We start from the raw sequence: 19,196 nt of genomic DNA, 5'->3' as shown, positions 1-19,196 counted from the left end.
CATCACAGGTCAATCTTCATGCCGAGCTTGAACAGGCGCGGCGCACCCATCGACAGACGGTTGTTGCCAGCGCCGGCCCAGTAGCGCTTGTCAGTCAGGTTGTCGACGTTGAACTGCAGCGTGGTGCGCTTGCCCGAGATGCGCGTGACATAGCGCACGCCAGCGCTAAACAGCGTGGTGCCGCCCAGCTCTGCCTGGTTGGCATCGTTCACGGGGCGCGGGCCGAGGTAGTACGCGCCCGCGTTGAACGACACGGAGCGCAACGTCGGCAGCGTGTACTCCGCAAACAGGCTGGCGGTGCTGCGCGGCGTGTTCTCGGGCGTGTTGCCGTTCAAGCCATTGCCAACGCCTCGGAACTTGGCATCGGTCCACCCGGCGGAGGCCAGCAGCGACAGGTCTTTCGTGACGCGGCCCTGCGCGGTCAGCTCAACACCGCGAATGCGCTCGCGGCCGTCCTGCACAAAGATGTTTGCGTTGTTGGTGTAGCTCGCGGCGCGGTCGATGTCGTAGACGGCGGCAGCGAGTTGCGTGCCGGCTGGCGTTTCGTAGCGCACACCCACCTCCTTCTGTTCGGACAGCGCGGGCGGCATTGCCACGTTGGCGTTGGCGGCGGTATTCGGCGCGCGCGCGCCCGCCTCCAGCCCTTGTGCGTACGACGCATACGCCGACAGCGTGGGCGTGAACTTGTAGATGACGGCGCCCAGCGGCGTGGTCTTGCTGGCCTCGTAGCGGTTGGGGGCCTGCGTGCTGGTGTAGCTCGTATAACGCAGGCCGGCAATCACCTGCCAGTGCTCCGACAGCGTCATGCGGTCCATCGCGTAGACGCCCGTGTCCACAGCGCGCTGCGCAGCCGTCGTGCTATTGCCTTGCGTCGGCAACCAACCGAGGTCGATCGGGTTGTACAGGTTCTGTGCACCGCTGAAGCGGTCGGAGTACACCGCTGCCTGGCGGAAATCCGAGCGCGCCACGCCAAACGTCAGGTCATGCGTGATCCAGCCTGTCTTCTCCGTACCGTTGATGTCAGCACGCACATGGCTCGTGTGCCACAGCCCGCTCTGGCGGTTGCCTGAGATCGTGCCCGCGCCGGTGATCGGGTTGGTCAGGCGGAATTCCGTAAAGGCGCGCGTGCGTGCCGTTTCCGACATGCCGCCCTCCACGGTCAACAACCATGCATCACTGAGCGCATAGTCGGCGCGCAGGAGTGCATTGGTGGTGTTGCCGTTGAAATCTGCCCAGCCCGGCGCCAGTCGCTTGGTCGGGTCTGGCATGGCGGGCAGCGTGATCACGCCGTTCTTGGCCGCGGGCAGCGTCACCACGGACTGCTCGGTGATGATCTTGCGTGAGTACTCCACATCCGCCTTCAGGCTCAGGCGGCTGTTGACCTTCCAGTCGAACGCCACGGCCCCGAGCTGGCGTGTGCCATCAATGCCGCTGGTGGGCGATTGCAGCGAGCCGCCTGCGGCGTTGAAGCGAATGCCGTACTGGTTGTCTTCACCAAAGCGGCGGGCAACGTCCAGCGTGCTGACGATCGAGCCATTGCTATCGAACTGCACACCCAGCGTAGTGACCGGCGTGTTGCCCGCGCGCTTGGTGACGAGGTTCACGACGCCACCAGGCGTGGTGTAGCCGTAGTACAGCGCCGACACGCCCTTGAGTACTTCCACGCGTTCCTTGTCTTCCAGCGGAATAGCCGCGAGCGCCGCAATCGGCATCGAGCCATTGAAGCGGAAGTTGGTGCGGTTTTCCATCGTCACGCCGCGGATGGCGAGGTTGTCGAAGGTCTCACCCGAGAGCTGCTGGCGCGTCACGCTTGCCGTGTTGCGCAGCGCATCGAACAGCGACGTGTCCTGCTGCGCATCAAGCGCCTCGCGCGTGACCACGTTGACCGTGGCAGGAATGTCGCGCAGAGCCATGCCGCGAAACGCGCCCACCTCTGCCGTACTGGCCGCAAAGCCGCGCTGGCTGCGCGCGGTGACGGTGGTTTCGTCCAGGTCCACCTTGGCGTGATTGCCAACGGCGGGTTGGGTGTCGTCGGCACGCGCAGGCGTGGCGGTAAGCAAAACGGCAAGAGGAATGGCAGCAAGCGCGCACGGCAGTGCACGGGCCGCCGCAGTGGCCACAGTATGGCAGGTCATCGCGGGCAAAGGGTCGACAGGATTGGTCAAACCGAGCGCGCCCCGACATGCATGTCATGCAATGGGGAAGAAGAAAAAACGCGCCGCAGAAACATCACGCGGCGCGTCGATCCGTTGGCTTGCAGGTGAAAACCCGCTGGCTCGCCCGGCAGAAGCGATGGCCAGCGATCAGGCGAGATGCCCGCTGCCGCCCATCAAATGAGAATGATTCGCATTATATATTTTGAAATGTGATGTAAGCAACCATTAATTCGGCACCCCCTGCTTCCACTGCGGCCAGTGGTCGACGATGTCGTCCAGCAACGGCTTGGCCGCATTGACGAGGTTGTGCGTGGCCGGCACGAAACCGCCCTGCTGCACGTAGTTGATCAGGCCGTCAGGCGCCGTCTGGCCGTCGTACGGGCGATCAAAGTCAGAACCCGCACGCAGCAGCGCTACACGGCTGAAATCGACCTTGCCGGCACGGGCGCCACGCGTGAGCACTTCCAGCGTGGCGTTGTCCTCCTGTGCAGTGGTGCAGTAGGTGCCCTTGTTGTCGGTCATGGTCATCACCCAGTCACGCGCGCGCTGGCCAAGGTTGCGGCCGGCCCACCATGTGTCGGCGGAAGCCACATCGCACTGGATGACCGACGGCGGCTGATTGGCCGGCGCAAACGCGTAGTTCTTGCGGAAGGCGATGGCCTCTGGGCTGTCTTCCAGCGTGGCCGATTTCGACAGCGTGAACGCCTTCTGCAACAGCGTCTCGTTCAGCTGGAACACCTCGGTGCGATAGTCCAGCGGTGGTTTCTGCCCGGGGCCTTTGGTACCGATGCCGAAGTAGCCGTAAGGCCATCCGGTGGGCATTTCGCGTGCGTCGATCTCGTGCGACAGTCCGTAGTCCACCGCATAGCGCGCCCATGCTGCCGAGCCCACCGTGCCCTGCCCCGGATCGATGCCCGCAATGCCGGCGATCACGAAGTAGGTGTGCGTCAGGTCCAGCTTGCTGCGGTAGAGCAGGGCCGAAATCGTCGACGCCGCATTCGCGTAGCCCATGCCGGTGGTCACCTGGCAGACGCCGTCATCGTTGCACAGCATGTTGGGCGCATCGGGCGACAGGCCAGAGATGTAGACCTTCTCCTTCAGGCCATAGCGGTCGATGAAGGGCTGGGCTTCGCCCTGGAACATGTTGATGACGATGACCTTGACGCCGTCGTACGCACAACTGTTCAAGGTCAGCGCGGCCGCGCCCACGGCGAGCAGCTTGGTGATGGAGCGCATGGGGGTTGTGCTCTTGGAATCGATCATGGCGAGGGCACTCCGTGTTTCCACACGCTCCAGCGCGTGACGATCTCGTTGACCAGCGGACCGCCCGCCAGATAGAGGTTGTTGAGCGACGGCACAAACCCGCCAGAATTACTGTTGACCAGCGAGTCATACGGCGTCTGCCCCGGATACGGCCTGTCGAAGTTGGACGCGGTGCGCAGCACGGCCACACGCTGCAGATCGAGCAAGCCCGCTTTCGAGCCGCGCGTGAGCGCTTCGAACGTGGCGTTGTCTTCCTGCTGCGTGGTGCAGTAAGTGCCCTGCCCATCCGTTAGCAGCTTGACCCACGCGGCCTCGCGCTCACCCATCTTGGCGCCGTGCCAGTAGGTGTTGCCGGCGGCGGTGTCGCATTGCACGACAGACGGCGGCTGGTTGGCCGGTGCGCTGGGGTAATTGGCGCGATACGCGCGGGCGGTGGCATTGTCGTCAAGCGCCGCGCCCTTGGAGAGCGCCAGCGCCTTCTGTAGCAATGCCTCGTTCACGCGAAACACTTCCGTCTTGTAGTCCAGCGGCGGCTTCTGCCCCGGGCCCTGCGTGTTGATGCCGATGAAGCCGCTGGGCCAGCTTGCGGGCACTTCGCGCGCGTCAATCTCCCACGCGATGTCGCTGTCGACCAGGAACCGCGCCCACGCAGCGCTGCCCAGCGTGCCTTGCGACGGATCGATCCCGGCGATGCCCGCCACCAGAAAGTACGTGCGCTGCAAATCAAACTTGCCGCTGTAGATCAGCGCCGATACCGACGACGCGGCATTCGCCTTGCCCATGCCAGTGGTGAGCTGGCACACGTCGTTGACGTTGCAATGCACGCTCGGATAGTCGATCGACAAACCGGGCACGGGCACGTCTTGCGTCAGGCCCAGCTTGTCGATCCACGGCTGCGCCTCGGGCGCAAACATGCTGATGATCAGCACCTTGACCTTGCGCGCGTGCGACTCCGGCGCAAGTTGCGCAATCGGCTGGGTCGATGCGCCAATGCCTGCGGCCACCAGCACGCCGGCCGCGACCGCCCGTAGCAATCGTTTGCTGCGTCGCGCAGCCGATGGCGCTGGCGGCACAGCGTCGACCTTGTCAGATAGGACGCTCATGGTTCTCCTCGGATTTTGGGGTAAGGGGTACAACGGGCACTGCGGGGAATATCGGGCTCGGTCAATGCAAATTGCCTGCCAGGCAGCCTGCAACCGCAGCGTCTGACCGGTATAGGCGATGGCTCGGCCTGTCTCCAGCATTGGAGGCATCGCCAACTTGTCCGCGCTGCTTAGACAAGACGCCACCCCTGTGCCGAATGCCCCAAAAGGCGCATCCGGCCAGCCACGTACCCCGGTGAAAATCGATTGCTCAGTTTTCAGCGCTGGCGCTCAGGGTCTCCGTAAGACGGGCGTGATGTACTCCAAGCCGCCCCAGCACACCTTGCCGGGCATCTTGTTTGTCACGCATAAGCCGATCGGCCGGGTTCTCCGGACCGCATCCGGCAAACCGGAAACCCTTTCGTCATGCTGGAACCGACACGCCCTGGACGGCGGAGCGTCAACACGCCCGCCGCGACCGCCCACGCGCGCGACCTCGCTTCGAACGCTGCAGCGCTGTCACCCGGCACGGTCATGGCATCTGCGGCGCAAGTGGCGCACGCCTGGCCATGGCAGGCGTTGCGCCAATGGAGCACGTGGATCTTCGCGGTACTCATCGCCTGTGCCTACCTGCTGCCGGGCACACTCGGCCACGACCCCTGGAAACAGGATGAGACCTACACGTTCGGCATCATCCAGCACATGCTGGAGACCGGCGACCTGATCGTGCCGACCAGCGCCGGGCAACCCTTCGTCGAGAAGCCGCCACTGTATGCGTGGGTCGCCAGCGGCCTGGCATGGCTGCTGTGGGATACGCTGCCCGCGCACGACGCTGCGCGGCTCGCAAGCGCACTGTTTGCTGGCCTCGCTTTCGCCTTCACCGCGCGCCTGGCACGCGGTGCCACCGATGCACCTTCATGGGCCGACCCGCGTGTGCTCGGCACATTGGCGCTTTGCGCGGGCTCTCTGATCGTGGTCAAGCACACGCACGACATGATGACCGACGTGGCTCTGCTGGCCGGCACCGCCATCGGCTTCTGCGGGTTGTTCGAATGCGTGCAGCCCAGGGCGCACAGGCGCAGCTCCGCAGTGTGGCTTGGTGTGGGCATGGGGATCGCACTGTTGGCAAAAGGCGTGTTCATTCCGCTGGTGTTCTGCATCACGCTGGTCGGGGCGTGCGTGCTGTTTCCGGCCTGCCGCAGCCGCGTGTTCGCACGCCGGCTCGCTACCGCGGCGCTGGTGTTCCTGCCCTTCGCCACGATCTGGCCAACGTTGTTCTATCTGCGCGCCCCTGACCTGTTCCACGTCTGGTTCTGGGACAACAACATCGGCCGCTTCCTGGGTTTTTCCGTGCCGGTGCTGGGCGCGGAGAACGACGACCCGTTCTACGTCTGGCACACGCTGCTGACCATCGGCTTTCCCGCGGGCCCGCTTGCATTGCTCGCATTGGCCTGCGGCGCGTGGCGCGAGTGGCGGACGCCACGCGTGGCTCTGCCGGCCATCTTCGCGGGTGTGGGGCTGCTCGCGCTGCAGGTCTCGGCGACGGCACGCCCGCTCTACCTGCTGCCCTTCATCGTGCCGCTGGCACTGCTCGGCCAGCAGGCAATCGCGCGACTGCCAATGCGTCTGCATGTCGGATGGGACTACGTCAGCCGGGTGTTGTTTGGCGGCATCGCGCTGCTGGCGTGGCTGCTGTGGGCCGTCATGACGGAGAACACCTCGCGCGCAGGCGTGCGCTGGCTCGACCGCTGGTTGCCGGTCGACTGGACCATGCCTATCGAACCCTGGCTGGTGGGCGCCGCGCTGGTGCTCACGATCGGATGGCTGCGCCTGCTGCCACATCTGCGGCGGGCCGGGGTATGGCGCGGCGCGCTGTCCTGGGCGGCCGGCGCCCTTGTGGGGTGGGGGTTGGTCGCCACCCTGCTGCTGCCCTGGCTGGACGAGGCCAAGAGCTATCGCTCGGTGTTCGACAGCCTCAGCAGCAAGCTGGCCCCGGCATGGCGCGCAGACGACTGCATGGCAAGCCTGCATCTGGGAGAATCCGAGGCGCCGATGCTGCACTACTTCACCGGCATCCTGCACCGTCCGCTGGCGCAGTCGTCGACCCACACCTGCCGCTGGCTGATCCTCCAGGACAGCCACACACACGCACGAACGCCCGGCAGCGAATGGATACCGTTCTGGTCCGGCGCCCGCCCCGGTGACAGGAACGAGCGGCTGCGTGTCTTCATGCTGGCGCCTCCCGTCTTGCGCACCGCCGCTCACGTAGTCCGCTGAGGGGCTCAAAACAAAACGGCGCGCGCCCCGTTGCCGGGAACGCGCGCCGTTCAGCGCATCAGGTTGGCAGCGTTACATCACACCTTCTGCTGCACCCATGCGACCACACCCGCCAGCGCCTGCGGCAGGTTGTCGGGCTCGGTGCCACCTGCTTGAGCCATGTCCGGGCGGCCACCGCCTTTGCCGCCGACCTGCTGGGCGACAAAGTTGACCAGCTCGCCCGCCTTGACCTTGGCGGTAGCATCGGCCGTCACGCCTGCGATCAGCGCAACCTTGCCGTCGCTCACGCTGCCCAGCACGATGGCGGCGGTCTGCAGCTTGTCCTTGAGCTTATCCATGGTCTCGCGCAGCGTCTTGGCATCGGCGCCATCCAGCTTGGCGGCCAACACCTTGATGCCCGCCACGTCCACGGCTTGGCTCACCAGCTCGTCGCCCTGGCTTGCGGCCAGCTTCGACTTCAGGCGCTCAAGTTCCTTCTCCAGCGTCTTGACCTGGTCCTGCACCTGGCCGATACGCTGCGTCAGCTCCGATGGCTGCGCACGCAGTGCGGCAGCAGCTTCGTTGATGCGCGTGTCGAGCGTCTGCAGGTAGTGCAGCACGTTGTCGCCGGTGATGGCCTCCACGCGGCGGATGCCGGCTGCCACACCCGATTCGCCCACGATCTTGAACAGGCCGATGTCACCGGTGCGCGCCACGTGGGTGCCGCCGCACAGTTCCTTCGACGTGCCGATCGACAGCACGCGCACTTCGTCGCCGTACTTCTCGCCAAACAACGCCATCGCGCCGTTCTTGACCGCATCGTCAAAGCCCATGAGTTGGGCGCTGGTAGCGGCGTTGGCGAAAATCTCGGCGTTGACGCGCGCTTCCACTTCGCGGATCTGCAGCGGCGTCATCGGCGCGTTGTGCGAGAAGTCGAAGCGGGTCTTGTCGGCATCCACCAGCGAGCCCTTCTGCTGCACGTGGCTGCCCAGCACCTCGCGCAGCGCCTTGTGCATCAGGTGGGTTGCCGAGTGATTGCGCATGGTGCGCGCACGGCGCACGGCGTCCACTTCCGCAGCCACGGCATCGCCGACCTTCAGCACGCCGGTGCGCAACTCGCCGTGGTGGCCGAAGACTTCCGGCTGCACCTTGAGCGTATCGGCCACGTCAAACCAGACGGTGGCGGCCTTGAGCGTGCCCTGGTCGCCAACCTGGCCACCAGATTCCGCATAGAACGGCGTGTGGTCGAGCACCACCACGCCGGTCTGGCCCGGGTGCATTTCCTTGACCGACGCACCATCGACGAACAGTGCCGTCACGCGCGCGGTTTCGCGCACGAGCTGGTCGTAGCCGTGGAAGGTGGTCTTGTCGCCGGTGTAGTCGAGCGTGCCGGCGGCCATCTTGAACTTGCCGGCGGCGCGCGCCTGCTCGCGCTGGCGGTTCATGGCGGCGTCAAAGGCAGCTTCGTCGACGATCACGTCGTTCTCGCGGCAGACGTCTTGCGTCAGGTCCAGCGGGAAGCCGTAGGTGTCGTGCAGCTTGAAGGCGAGTTCGCCGTCGAGCATCCGCTGTTTCCCATCCTGGTTGTTGGCCTTCAACTCGCCCAGCGCGCTGTCGAGAATCGACATGCCGTGCTCGATGGTCTCGAAGAAGCGGGCTTCTTCCGTGCGCAGCACCTCGACCACGCGGTCGCGCGCGTCGCGCAGTTCCGGATACGCCTCGCCCATCTGCGCCACGAGGTCGTCCACCAGCTTGTGGAAGAACGCGGCGCGGCACCCCAACTTGTAGCCGTGGCGGATGGCGCGGCGGATGATCCGGCGCAGCACGTAGCCGCGGCCTTCATTGCCCGGGATCACGCCGTCGACGATCAGGAACGAGCACGCGCGGATGTGGTCGGCAATCACGCGCAGCGAGTTGTTCGACAGATCCTTGGTGTTGGTCTCACGCGAAGCCGCAGCGATGAGCGCCTGGAACAGGTCGATCTCGTAGTTGCTGTGCACGTGCTGCAGGATGGCAGCCAGACGCTCCATGCCCATGCCGGTATCCACGCACGGTGCGGGCAGCGGCGTGAGCGTGTATTCGCCGGTGGCCGGATCGAGCTGGCGGTCGAACTGCATGAACACGTTGTTCCAGATCTCGATGTAGCGGTCGCCATCGGCTTCCGGGCTTCCCGGGGGGCCGCCCCACACGTCCGGGCCGTGGTCGTAGAAGATTTCCGAGCACGGGCCGCACGGGCCGGTTTCGGCCATCTGCCAGAAGTTGTCGGAGGCGTACGGCGCGCCTTTGTTGTCGCCAATGCGCACGACACGCTCGGGCGGCAGGCCAATCACTTTGGTCCAGATGTCGTAGGCCTCGTCATCGGTTTGATAGACGGTTGCCCACAGCTTGTCGGCCGGCAGCTTGTATTCCTGGGTCAGCAGCTCCCACGCCCACACGAGTGCGTCGCGCTTGAAGTAGTCGCCGAACGACCAGTTGCCGAGCATCTCGAAGAACGTGTGGTGGCGCGCGGTGTAGCCGACGTTTTCCAGGTCGTTGTGCTTGCCGCCGGCGCGCAGGCAGCGCTGCACGGAGGCCGCGCGCACGTATGGGCGCTTGTCGGTGCCGAGAAACACGTCCTTGAACTGCACCATGCCGGAGTTGGTGAACAGCAGCGTCGGGTCGTTGCCCGGCACCAGCGGCGAAGAGCGCACCACGGTGTGGCCCTTGCCCTCAAAGAAGGTCAGGAATTTTTGGCGGATATCGGAGGCTTTCATGTCGCGGGGTGCCGGTGTCAGCATTGCGCCTTGGAGCATCCCGCCCCTGAGCGCCTTGGATTAGTGCAAACCATTGATTATACGGGGTTCATGCCCCATTCGCCCCTATTCGTCGCATGGGCCTGCGGGGCCGCCGGGGCGTGGTGTACAGTGCACGCGTTCCGATTGTGCAGATTCGTTATCCATGGGCGCTCTCAGCCATCTCCGTGTTCTCGATCTCACGCGCGTGCTTGCCGGCCCGTGGTGCGCGCAAAACCTCGCCGATTTTGGCGCCGACGTCATCAAGGTGGAGCGCCCGGGCGCAGGCGACGACACCCGCACCTGGGGCCCGCCCTGGCTGAAAGACGAAGCTGGGCAAGACACCGCCGAGGCCGCGTACTACCTGGCTGCCAACCGCAATAAGCGCTCGATTACCGTTGACATCAGCACGCCAGAGGGCCAGGACATCATCCGCAAGCTCGCCGCGCATGCGGATGTGGTGCTGGAGAACTACAAGGTCGGCCAGCTCAAGAAGTATGGGCTCGACTATGAGTCGCTCAAGGCCATCAAGCCGGACCTGATCTATTGCTCCATCACCGGTTTCGGCCAGACCGGCCCTTACGCCGCGCGCGCCGGCTACGACTTCATCGTGCAAGGCATGGGCGGCTTCATGAGCCTGACCGGCGAGCGCGACGACCTGCCTGGCGGCGGCCCGCAGAAGGCCGGCGTGGCCATCTCCGATTTGATGACCGGCATGTACGCCACCGTGGCCGTGCTGGCCGCACTCGCGCACCGGGACCGCACCGGCGAGGGCCAGTACATCGACATGGCGCTGCTCGACGTGCAGGTCGCCATGCTGGCCAATATGAACACCAACTACCTGGCGAGCGGCCAAGCACCCAAGCGCTGGGGCAACGCGCATCCGAACATCGTGCCGTATCAGACCTTCCAGGCGGCCAACGGCTGGATCATCGTCGCGGTCGGCAACGATGGGCAGTTCCGCCGCTTTGTCGAAGCCGGCGGCATGCCCGAGCTGGCCGACGACCCGCGCTTTGCCACCAACCCGCAGCGCGTGGCCAACCGTGATGTACTGGTGCCGATTCTGGCGGAGATGGTCAAACGATTCGGCAAAGGCGAATGGATCGACAAGCTCGAAGCCGCCGGCGTGCCCTGCGGCCCGATCAACGACCTTCACGAGGTGTTCGACAACGAGCAGGTGCAGGCGCGCGGTCTGCGGGTCGACCTGCCCCACCCGAGCGCCGGCACCGTCAAGCTGGTCGGCAGTCCCGTCAAGATGAGCGTCACGCCACCGAAGGCCGCGAGCCACCCGCCGCTGCTGGGCGAGCACACCGAAGCGGTGCTGCGCGACGTGCTGGACCTGAGCGCCGACCAGATCGAGGCACTGCGCACACGCGGCGTAATCTGATGCCCGCGCCGATCATTGCTCACCCCGGTTTCCCCACCCTGACGAGGTCACCATGTGGCTCGATGCGTTGCTGGCTTACCTGCATTACATCTCGATCTTCACGCTGATCGTCTTCCTCACCGCCGAAGCCGTGGTGCTGCGGCCGGACATGACGCCTGAAATCCGCAAGCGCCTGGCACGCTATGACGCCGTCTTCGGCTTCGCGGCGCTGGCGGTGCTGATTACCGGCAGCCTGCGCGTGATCTACGGCGCCAAGGGCTATGCGTTTTATGTCCACAACCCGGTGTTCCACGTCAAGGTTGGCTTGTTCATCCTCGTTGGGCTGCTGTCGATCGTGCCCACGGTCACCATCCTGCGGTGGAACAAGCAAGGCAAGACGCTACCCGACTTCGTGCCACCGCCGTCGGAGATCGCCAAGACGCGCCGCTGGGTCATGATCGAATCGCACCTGATCATCTTCATTCCGCTGGCGGCTGTGCTGATGGCTCGCGGCATCGGCATGTAGTTCGCAATCGCAATGGGCCGCGACAGCGCTGCGCGGCCCGCTCTCTCCCGCCCCCCCCCCGCGGTTAGGGACAAACCCTGAACCGCTTGCCCATGCGCCCCGCCGGGCCGCCGCGCAACCTGCCTCCCCCTGCAAGGTGCTTGAAAGCCGCTCTGCTTAGCGTGCACACTTGGTCGCCGCTTTGCCGCCATTCGGCCAACCGCAAAGCGATGCGCCGCATGCCGACAGAAGGAGACCCATCTTGCAAAACGATCCACAGCGCCGCCCGGTGATCCGCAGTCACCAGGACTTTGCGTCGGGCGTCATGTTCATCGTTGCGGGCACGGCGTTCGCCGTCCTGGCGCGCGGCTACCGCATGGGCACGACGGCCTCCATGGGCCCCGGCTACTTCCCGTTCTGGCTGGGCATCGTGCTGGTGCTGCTGGGTGTGGTGGTGGTCGTGCAATCGCTGTCGCGCAAGGGCGTGGCAGACCGTATCCCGCGCTGGGACATCAAGACGCTGCTGTGGATTCTCGGCTCGGTGGTGCTGTTCGGGTTGCTGCTGCAGCCGCTGGGGCTTGTGTTTTCGGTGGTGGCGCTGGTCATGATCTCCAGCCTCGCCAGTCACGAATTCGGCTGGCGGGGCGCCCTCGCCACCGCGATCGTCATGGTGATCATCGGCTGGGGGACCTTCGTCTGGCTGTTGAATCTGCAACTCGCGATGTGGCCTGCCTTCGTTTCCTGAGGACCCCGCGGTATGGATCTCTTTGCCAATCTTGCACTCGGCTTCTCGACAGCGCTTTCGCTGCAGAACCTCATCTATGCGCTGATCGGATGTATCTTCGGCACGTTGATTGGCGTACTGCCGGGCATTGGCCCCATCGCGACCATCGCGATGCTCCTGCCAACGACCTACAGCCTGCCGCCGGTTGCCGCGCTCATCATGCTTGCAGGCATCTACTACGGCGCCCAGTACGGCGGGTCCACCACGGCCATTCTGGTCAATCTGCCCGGTGAGTCATCTTCCGTGGTCACGACGATCGATGGCTATCAAATGGCGCGTCGCGGTCGCGCTGGGGTTGCACTCGCAACGGCTGGCATTGGTTCATTCTTTGCAGGCTGCGTCGCCACCGTGATCCTGGCCGCGTTTGCCAAACCCCTGTCGGAGATCGCGTTCCACTTTGGAGCGGCAGAGTATTTCTCTCTGATGGTGTTGGGCCTGGTGGGCGCAGTCGTGCTGGCCTCCGGATCATTGCCGAAAGCCCTGGCCATGATCATTCTCGGCATTCTGCTTGGCCTGGTCGGCACGGACGTCGGCTCAGGCGTGGCACGCTATTCGTTCGACGTCCCGGAGTTGGCGGATGGGCTGAACTTTGTCTCCGTGGCCATGGGGTTGTTTGGCTTTACCGAGATCATCGTCAACCTTGAACAGAAGGAGCACCGCGAGACGTTCGTCAACCATGTGCGAAACCTCTGGCCCAGCCGCGAGGACTTCAAGCGCATGATTCCTGCCGTGCTGCGCGGCACGGCGCTGGGCTCGGCGCTCGGCATCCTGCCTGGCGGCGGTGCCACACTTGCCTCGTTTGCGTCGTACTCGCTCGAGAAGAAAGCGTCGAAGTACTCGCACGAATTTGGCAAAGGTGCCATCGAGGGCGTGGCTGGCCCGGAATCGGCCAACAACGCGGCCGCGCAAACCTCATTCATTCCACTGCTCACGCTGGGTATCCCGCCCAACGCCGTCATGGCACTAATGGTGAGTGCCATGACCATCCACAACATCCAGCCGGGTCCGCAGGTGATGACCAGCAACCCCGCGCTGTTCTGGGGCCTGATTGCCTCGATGTGGATCGGCAACCTGATGCTGATCGTGCTGAACCTGCCGATGATCGGCGTGTGGGTGCGCCTGTTGAAGGTACCCTACCGCTTCCTGTATCCGGCCATCCTGGTGTTTTGCTGCATTGGCGTGTATTCGGTATCGAACACCACCTTCGACATCTTCCAGACGGTCGTCTTCGGGTTGCTGGGTTACCTATTCGTGAAACTACGCTGCGAGCCGGCACCGATGCTGCTCGGCTTTGTGCTGGGGCCGATGATGGAGGAGAACTTCCGCCGTGCGCTGCAGCTCTCACGCGGCGATCTCTCCACCTTCGTCACGCGGCCACTGTCGCTGGGGCTGCTGATCGCGGCGGTGATCCTCGTGCTGCTGGTGGCGCTGCCCGCCATCCGCCGCAAACGCGAGGAAGCGTTTCAAGAAGAGTAGCGACGTTGCTGCATCGCATCCTAAAGAACCGGAGGCTTGCCCTCCGGTTTTTGTCTGCGCACGCGGCGGCGCAGCATTAGAGCCAATCCTCCAATTCGGTTGACGGTGGAATGCGCACTTCGGATAACGGAGGGCGATCGACCCGCAGAGGTCGACCACTCATCCATCATTCAGGAGACAACCGAATGCCACAGACGCCCCAGCTCCATGCTGTGTACAAATCAGCGCGCGGCATCTTGCGCACGCGCACTGCAGCCGCCGCCTTGGCCACGACGTTGGCCGCATCCGCCCTCGCCCTGACTGCCGCTGCACCGGCCCAGGCCGCCAGCACGTACGCCGCCACCCAATACCCGATCGTGCTGGTGCACGGCCTCTCTGGCACCAGCAAGTTCCTGGGCGTGGTGGACTACTGGTACCAGATCCCCGAAGACCTGCGCGCCAACGGTGCCAACGTCTATGTGGCCGACGTATCCGCCTTCAACGATGAAACCGTGCGCGGCGAGCAACTGCTCAGCCAGATCCGCGCCGTGCTGGCCACCACCGGTGCGGCCAAGGTCAACCTCATCGGCCACAGCCAGGGCGGCCTGACCTCGCGCTACGCGGCCGCCGTGGCACCCAACCTGGTGGCGTCGGTCACCACCATCGGCACACCGCACAAGGGCTCGGAATTTGCCGACTTTGTCGAAGCCACGCCGGAGCCCTTCAAGGCTCTGGTGAACCTGGGTGCCAATGTGTTCGGCTCGGTGCTCGGCTGGTTCAACGGTGCCAGCAACCCGCAGAACGGTTTTGCCGCATTGCATATCCTCTCCACCGCGGGCGCGGCGGATTTCAACAAGACCTTCCCGAGCGCGGGCCTGGCCAGCGGCTGCAACACCGGCAGCGCCACCGACGTGCGCAACGGCAACGTGCAGAAGCTGTATTCGTGGACAGGCCGCTCGACGGCCACCAACATCCTCGATCTGTTCGATCCGGTGCTGGTTTTCAGCGGCGGGGTCATGCAGGCGCGCGGCTCGGGCACCAACGACGGGCTGGTCTCGGTGTGTAGCGCCAAGTTCGGGCAGGTGCTGTCGACCGACTATGCTTGGAATCACCTCGACGAGGTCAACCAGTTGCTCGGCCTGATCGGCTGGGGTGCGGCGGATCCGGTGGCGGTGATCCGCACCCAGGCCAATCGGCTAAAGACGGCTGGGCTGTAATCCGTTGTCACCAACACGCACATCGTCATGAAGGGCAAATCACAACCCGTGCAATCCATGCAGCCCACGACGTTCGTCGCGGCAGTGTTGGTGGCAATCGCCGTTGCCGGGGGCGTCTACTGGTGGCACACCACCGGTGATGCCCCCCCGGCCGCCGAACCGCCCCAGGCGGCGCCGCGATCCGGCGCCTACATCGGCAGCATCAAGAGCGAAGTCGCCAGCCCCGCGGCAACCCCCACGGAGCTGGCCGATACGCAGGCGCCCGACGGCCTGCGCGTCGATGCAAGCGGCCATCTCATCCTGGAAGCCGCCAACCGCGCGGTGTTCGATTACTTTCTCGACGTGCCTGCCTCGGTGCACGAGGCGCAACGCATGGCGATGGCCGAGGCGCACATGCGCGCCAAGCTGGTCAGCCCCGCGCTGTCAGAGGCGCAATCGCTGCTGCAGCGCTATCTCGCCTATCGCAAGGCGCTGGCCACACAAGGCGATACCAGCCGCAGCAAACCGAGCCTTGAGCAGGTCCAACAGCATCCCGAAATCCTTGCCACGCTGCGGCAACAGATCGGCGCCCGCGCTGCGCTGCGCCGCCAATATCTGGGCGCGGATGTCGCCCAGGCCTGGTATGGCGACGAAGACGCGTTGGACACCGCCGCGCTCGACCGCCTGGCTGTGATGGCCGACCCCTCGCTCACCCCCGAGCAACGCGCCGCCAAGCTCGCAGCCATCGAGGCCAACCTGCCGGCCGCCCTGCGAGAGGCCCGCCGCAATGCCTCCGCACCGGTCAAGCTCGCGAACGACATGGATTCCTGGACCAAGGTTGGTCTGAGCGAGGCACAGATCCGCCAGCGGCTGGCCGCCCAGGGCATCGACGGCATCGTGGCGGATCGCCTCGTGCAAGCCAGCCGTGAAGAAGCCATCTGGCGTGGCCGCTACGACGCCTACGCCCAGCAGCGCGACCGCATCAACAACTTCCCCGGCCTGTCTGACGCCGACCGCGCCGCGCAGCTCACGCAACTGCGCCAGCAAGCCTTTCCTGCCCCAAATGAGGCGCTGCGTGCACAAGCGTTGGATGGCGTGGCGCAACGGAAATAAGGGACAACCCGGCAGAGCGCCCCGGGCACGGTAAAATCATGGGATTGCCGAATCAAGCATTCCCATGAGCCAAGACAACGCCAACGGGGCAACCGCCGCCCCAACGTCCAACTTCCTGCGCCAAATCATTGATGGCGACCTGACGCAAGGCACCTATGCCGGCCGTAAGGACTCCAAGGGCCAGGCCCTTCCGCCGGTCATCACGCGCTTTCCGCCGGAGCCCAACGGCTACCTGCACATCGGTCACGCCAAGAGCATCTGGGTGAACTTCGGCTTGGCCAAGGATTACCAAGGCCGCTGCCACCTGCGCTTTGACGACACCAACCCGGTCAAGGAAGACACCGAATACGTCGACTCCATCATCGACGCAGTGCACTGGCTCGGCTACTCGTGGGAAAACGGCACGGGCACGCACCTGTACTACGCCAGCGACTATTTCGAACAGCTCTACGGCTTTGCCGAAGTGCTGATCCAGCGCGGCGCCGCCTACGTCGACAGCCAAAGCGCCGAGCAGATCGCCGCCAACCGTGGCGACTTCACCAAGCCGGGCACACCATCGCCATTCCGTGATCGCTCGGTGGACGAGAACCTCGCGCTGTTCCGCGACATGCGCGCCGGCAAGTACAAGGACGGCGAGTTGGTGCTGCGCGCCAAGATCGACATGGCCGCGCCCAACATCGTGATGCGCGATCCGGTGCTGTACCGCATTCGCCATGCGCATCACCACCGCACCGGCGACGCGTGGTGCATCTACCCGATGTACGACTTCACGCATTGCATTTCCGATGCGCTGGAGAACATCACGCATTCGCTGTGCACGCTGGAGTTCGAGAACAACCGCCCGCTGTACGACTGGGTGCTCGATCATCTGCGTGACGCCGGCGCACTGCCCGCACCGTTGCCGCATCAGTACGAGTTTGCGCGCCTGCACCTGACCTACGCCATCACCAGCAAGCGCAAGCTGCTGCAACTGGTGAACGAACAACGCGTCGACGGCTGGGACGACCCGCGCATGCCGACGCTGGTGGGCATCCGCCGCCGCGGCTATACGCCGGAATCGATCCAGCTCTTCTGCGAACGCGTGGGCGTATCCAAAGCTGACAGCTGGATCGACATGAGCATTCTGGAAGGTGCCGTGCGCGACGACCTCGATGCGCGTGCGCCGCGTTCGGTGGCCGTGCTCGACCCGGTCAAGCTGATCCTCAACAACGTGCCGGCAGACTTCAACGAGCCGTGCTCGGCGCCGGTACACCCGAAGCAGCCTGAACTTGGCCGCCGTGACTTCCCGCTCACGCGTGAGCTGTGGATCGAGCGCGAAGACTTTACCGAGACGCCGCCCAAGGGGTACTTCCGCCTGTTCCCGGGCAACAAGGTGCGCCTGCGCTACGGCTACGTGATCGAATGCACCGGCTGCGACAAGGATGCCGACGGCAATATCACCGCTGTGCACGCCAACATCATCCCGGACACCAAGAGCGGCACGCCGGGTGCTGACAGCGTGAAGGTGAAGGGCAACATCCACTGGGTGAGCGCCGCGCATGCGCTTGAGGCCGAAGTACGCCTGTACGACCGCCTGTTCAGCGACCCGCAGCCGGATTCGGGCGACAAGAACTTCCTGGATGCGCTCAACCCGAACTCCAAGAAGATCGTCACGGCCTACCTGGAGCCGACACTGGCAACGGCCAAGCCGGAAGACCGCTTCCAGTTCGAGCGCCACGGCTACTTCGTGGCTGACCGCATCGACTCGCAACCGGGCAAGCCCGTGTTCAACCGCGTGGTCGGCCTGAAGGACAGCTGGGGCAAGTAAGTACAGGCCCATGCATGTGTGGGCCCCTGAGTAAGGAGGCACCATGCGTGCATGGTTTCTGATGCTGGCGGGGGTGCTCAGCACCTCTGCCCTTGCCGCACCGTTCACGCCAGACCTGGCACATACGTCGGTGTACTTCGGCACCTCGCACTTCGATCGATCTACGGTGCGTGGCCGCTTCGACAAGATCGACGGCGCCATCGACTTTGACGAAGCGACGAGCCAAGGCGGTATCGATTTCACCATCGACGCCGCATCCGTCAATACGCGTCTGCCGGTGCTGGATGGTGTGCTGAAATCCGAGCAGTTTCTGGATGCTGCGCAGTTTCCGATCATCCGCCTGCGCAGCGATCGCTTTGTCGTACAAGACGGCAAGCTCGTCGCCATCGAAGGCAAGCTGACGCTGCGGGGCGTGACGCAACCGGTGCGACTGGATGTGCGCCGCTTCAACTGCGGCGACATGAAATTGGCCGGCACCGCACGCCACGTATGCGGCGGCGATTTTCACCTCGCCATCGCCCGCAGCGCTTTCGGCATGACGCGGTTCCTGCCCGACGTGGGCGACCGCGTCGACCTCGACATCAGCGTGGAAGCTTCCCCGCAATAAACCACGCACTATTCTCTGCCATGCCCAACATCGATTTCGCCCTGAACACCGAATACATCGAGCTGCACAAGCTGCTCAAACTCACCGGCGTGGTCGACAGCGGTGGCGCCGGCAAGGCGGTCGTCGCCGATGGCGGCGTCACCGTTGATGGCCAGCCGGAGTCGCGCAAGACCGCCAAGATCCGTGCGGGCCAGGTGGTCATGCTGGGCGACATCCGCATCGCCGTGCACGAAGCTGACTAAGCGCCGCCAACAAAACCCAGCGTAGCGGTTCTGGCTAGGCGCGCCGACGCAGACAGTACAAGAAGTACGGCAAGGAGGCGTAACGACGCCAGGAGGGTTTTGTTAGCGGCGCTAACCCTTCTGGTGTTTGAAAACGCCACCTGTGCTACGGTGCGGCACCTTCACTACTGTCCAGGAGACTGACCATGCCGATCGCCCTCTGGTGCGTTCTGGTGGCGGCGGTGTTGCCGATCGTGTGCGTCGGCATCGCCAAGGCCCGTGGCCCGCGTTACGACAACCGCAACCCGCGCGCGTGGCTAGCGCAGCAAACCGGTCTGGCAAGCCGCGCCGGCGCCGCGCAGCAAAACCACTTTGAAGCGTTCCCGTTCTTTGCGGTGGCCGTGCTGGTGGCCATCCTGGGCGGCGGCATGATCGATCGCGTCAACCTGCTCGCCATCGCATTCGTCGTGGCACGCGTGCTGTACACGATCTGCTACCTGGCCGACTGGGCTGCCTTGCGCTCGCTCATGTGGTTTACGGGCTTTGGCCTGAGCGTTGCGCTGTTTGTGCAACCGGCCTTCGCGCACTGACGCTTCCACCTGCACGCAATAAAA

General features: G+C 64.6%; 15 protein-coding genes. 11 read left to right on the top strand and 4 right to left on the bottom strand.

Annotated elements, in window-relative coordinates; genetic code table 11:
- Nucleotides 1–2: 2 nt before the first annotated feature.
- The 3 genes from R2N11_RS06375 to R2N11_RS06365 form a co-directional block, all read right to left on the bottom strand.
- Nucleotides 3–2,135: a TonB-dependent siderophore receptor gene (locus R2N11_RS06375; RefSeq protein ID WP_316680527.1), complete on the bottom strand. Its 2,133-nt coding sequence runs from the start codon at nt 2,133–2,135 to the stop codon at nt 3–5.
- A 246-nt stretch (nt 2,136–2,381) separates the two neighbouring features.
- Entirely contained in the window at nt 2,382–3,419 is a 1,038-nt protein-coding gene (locus R2N11_RS06370; protein WP_316680526.1) for a purine-nucleoside phosphorylase, read from the bottom strand.
- Entirely contained in the window at nt 3,416–4,522 is a 1,107-nt protein-coding gene (locus tag R2N11_RS06365) for a purine-nucleoside phosphorylase (RefSeq protein ID WP_316680525.1), read from the bottom strand. Before R2N11_RS06365 ends, R2N11_RS06370 begins: the two co-directional genes overlap by 4 nt.
- A 405-nt stretch (nt 4,523–4,927) precedes the next feature.
- Here R2N11_RS06365 and R2N11_RS06360 point away from each other — a divergent pair, with 405 nt between their 5' ends.
- The gene (locus tag R2N11_RS06360) at nt 4,928–6,778 is read left to right on the top strand and encodes an ArnT family glycosyltransferase (RefSeq protein WP_316680524.1); all 1,851 of its coding nucleotides are present in this window, start codon (nt 4,928–4,930) and stop codon (nt 6,776–6,778) included.
- Between the two features lie 77 nt (nt 6,779–6,855).
- On the opposite strand, the gene alaS is transcribed toward R2N11_RS06360, so the two are convergent.
- Nucleotides 6,856–9,510, bottom strand: a complete 2,655-nt coding sequence (gene alaS, locus R2N11_RS06355; RefSeq protein WP_199032313.1) for an alanine--tRNA ligase — start codon at nt 9,508–9,510, stop codon at nt 6,856–6,858.
- Between the two features lie 184 nt (nt 9,511–9,694).
- Between alaS and R2N11_RS06350 the strand changes: the two genes are divergently transcribed.
- The 10 genes from R2N11_RS06350 to R2N11_RS06305 all read left to right on the top strand — a co-directional run bounded on the left by R2N11_RS06350 (nt 9,695) and on the right by R2N11_RS06305 (nt 19,172).
- Nucleotides 9,695–10,915, top strand: a complete 1,221-nt coding sequence (locus R2N11_RS06350; protein WP_316680523.1) for a CaiB/BaiF CoA transferase family protein — start codon at nt 9,695–9,697, stop codon at nt 10,913–10,915.
- A gap of 52 nt (nt 10,916–10,967) precedes the next feature.
- Nucleotides 10,968–11,420, top strand: a complete 453-nt coding sequence (locus R2N11_RS06345; RefSeq protein ID WP_316680522.1) for a DUF2214 family protein — start codon at nt 10,968–10,970, stop codon at nt 11,418–11,420.
- 241 nt (nt 11,421–11,661) lie between these two features.
- A complete protein-coding gene (locus R2N11_RS06340) occupies nt 11,662–12,144 on the top strand; it encodes a tripartite tricarboxylate transporter TctB family protein (RefSeq protein WP_233177107.1) in 483 nt (160 codons plus the stop codon).
- A gap of 12 nt (nt 12,145–12,156) precedes the next feature.
- Nucleotides 12,157–13,659: a tripartite tricarboxylate transporter permease gene (locus R2N11_RS06335; RefSeq protein ID WP_316680521.1), complete on the top strand. Its 1,503-nt coding sequence runs from the start codon at nt 12,157–12,159 to the stop codon at nt 13,657–13,659.
- 185 nt (nt 13,660–13,844) lie between these two features.
- Nucleotides 13,845–14,855 carry a lipase family alpha/beta hydrolase gene (locus R2N11_RS06330; protein WP_316680520.1) on the top strand — a complete coding sequence of 337 codons (1,011 nt, stop codon included), beginning with the start codon at nt 13,845–13,847 and terminating at the stop codon, nt 14,853–14,855.
- A 27-nt stretch (nt 14,856–14,882) separates the two neighbouring features.
- On the top strand, nt 14,883–15,947 hold the full coding sequence (locus tag R2N11_RS06325; protein ID WP_316680519.1) for a lipase secretion chaperone: 1,065 nt from the start codon (nt 14,883–14,885) through the stop codon (nt 15,945–15,947).
- Nucleotides 15,948–16,011: 64 nt separating this feature from the next.
- The gene (locus R2N11_RS06320; RefSeq protein ID WP_316680518.1) at nt 16,012–17,754 is read left to right on the top strand and encodes a glutamine--tRNA ligase/YqeY domain fusion protein; all 1,743 of its coding nucleotides are present in this window, start codon (nt 16,012–16,014) and stop codon (nt 17,752–17,754) included.
- Nucleotides 17,755–17,797: 43 nt separating this feature from the next.
- Entirely contained in the window at nt 17,798–18,361 is a 564-nt protein-coding gene (locus tag R2N11_RS06315) for a YceI family protein (RefSeq protein ID WP_316680517.1), read from the top strand.
- A 20-nt stretch (nt 18,362–18,381) separates the two neighbouring features.
- Nucleotides 18,382–18,603, top strand: coding sequence for an RNA-binding S4 domain-containing protein (locus tag R2N11_RS06310; protein WP_021195183.1), 222 nt, complete (start codon nt 18,382–18,384; stop codon nt 18,601–18,603).
- Nucleotides 18,604–18,788: 185 nt separating this feature from the next.
- Nucleotides 18,789–19,172 carry an MAPEG family protein gene (locus R2N11_RS06305; protein WP_199031013.1) on the top strand — a complete coding sequence of 128 codons (384 nt, stop codon included), beginning with the start codon at nt 18,789–18,791 and terminating at the stop codon, nt 19,170–19,172.
- Nucleotides 19,173–19,196: the final 24 nt, after the last annotated feature.

The sequence above is a fragment of the Ralstonia flaminis genome (assembly GCF_958415495.1).
Classification (GTDB): Bacteria; Pseudomonadota; Gammaproteobacteria; order Burkholderiales; family Burkholderiaceae; genus Ralstonia; species Ralstonia flaminis.
The sequence above is the reverse complement of the archived record's forward strand: the minus strand, read 5'-3'. Positions and strand labels throughout refer to the sequence as shown.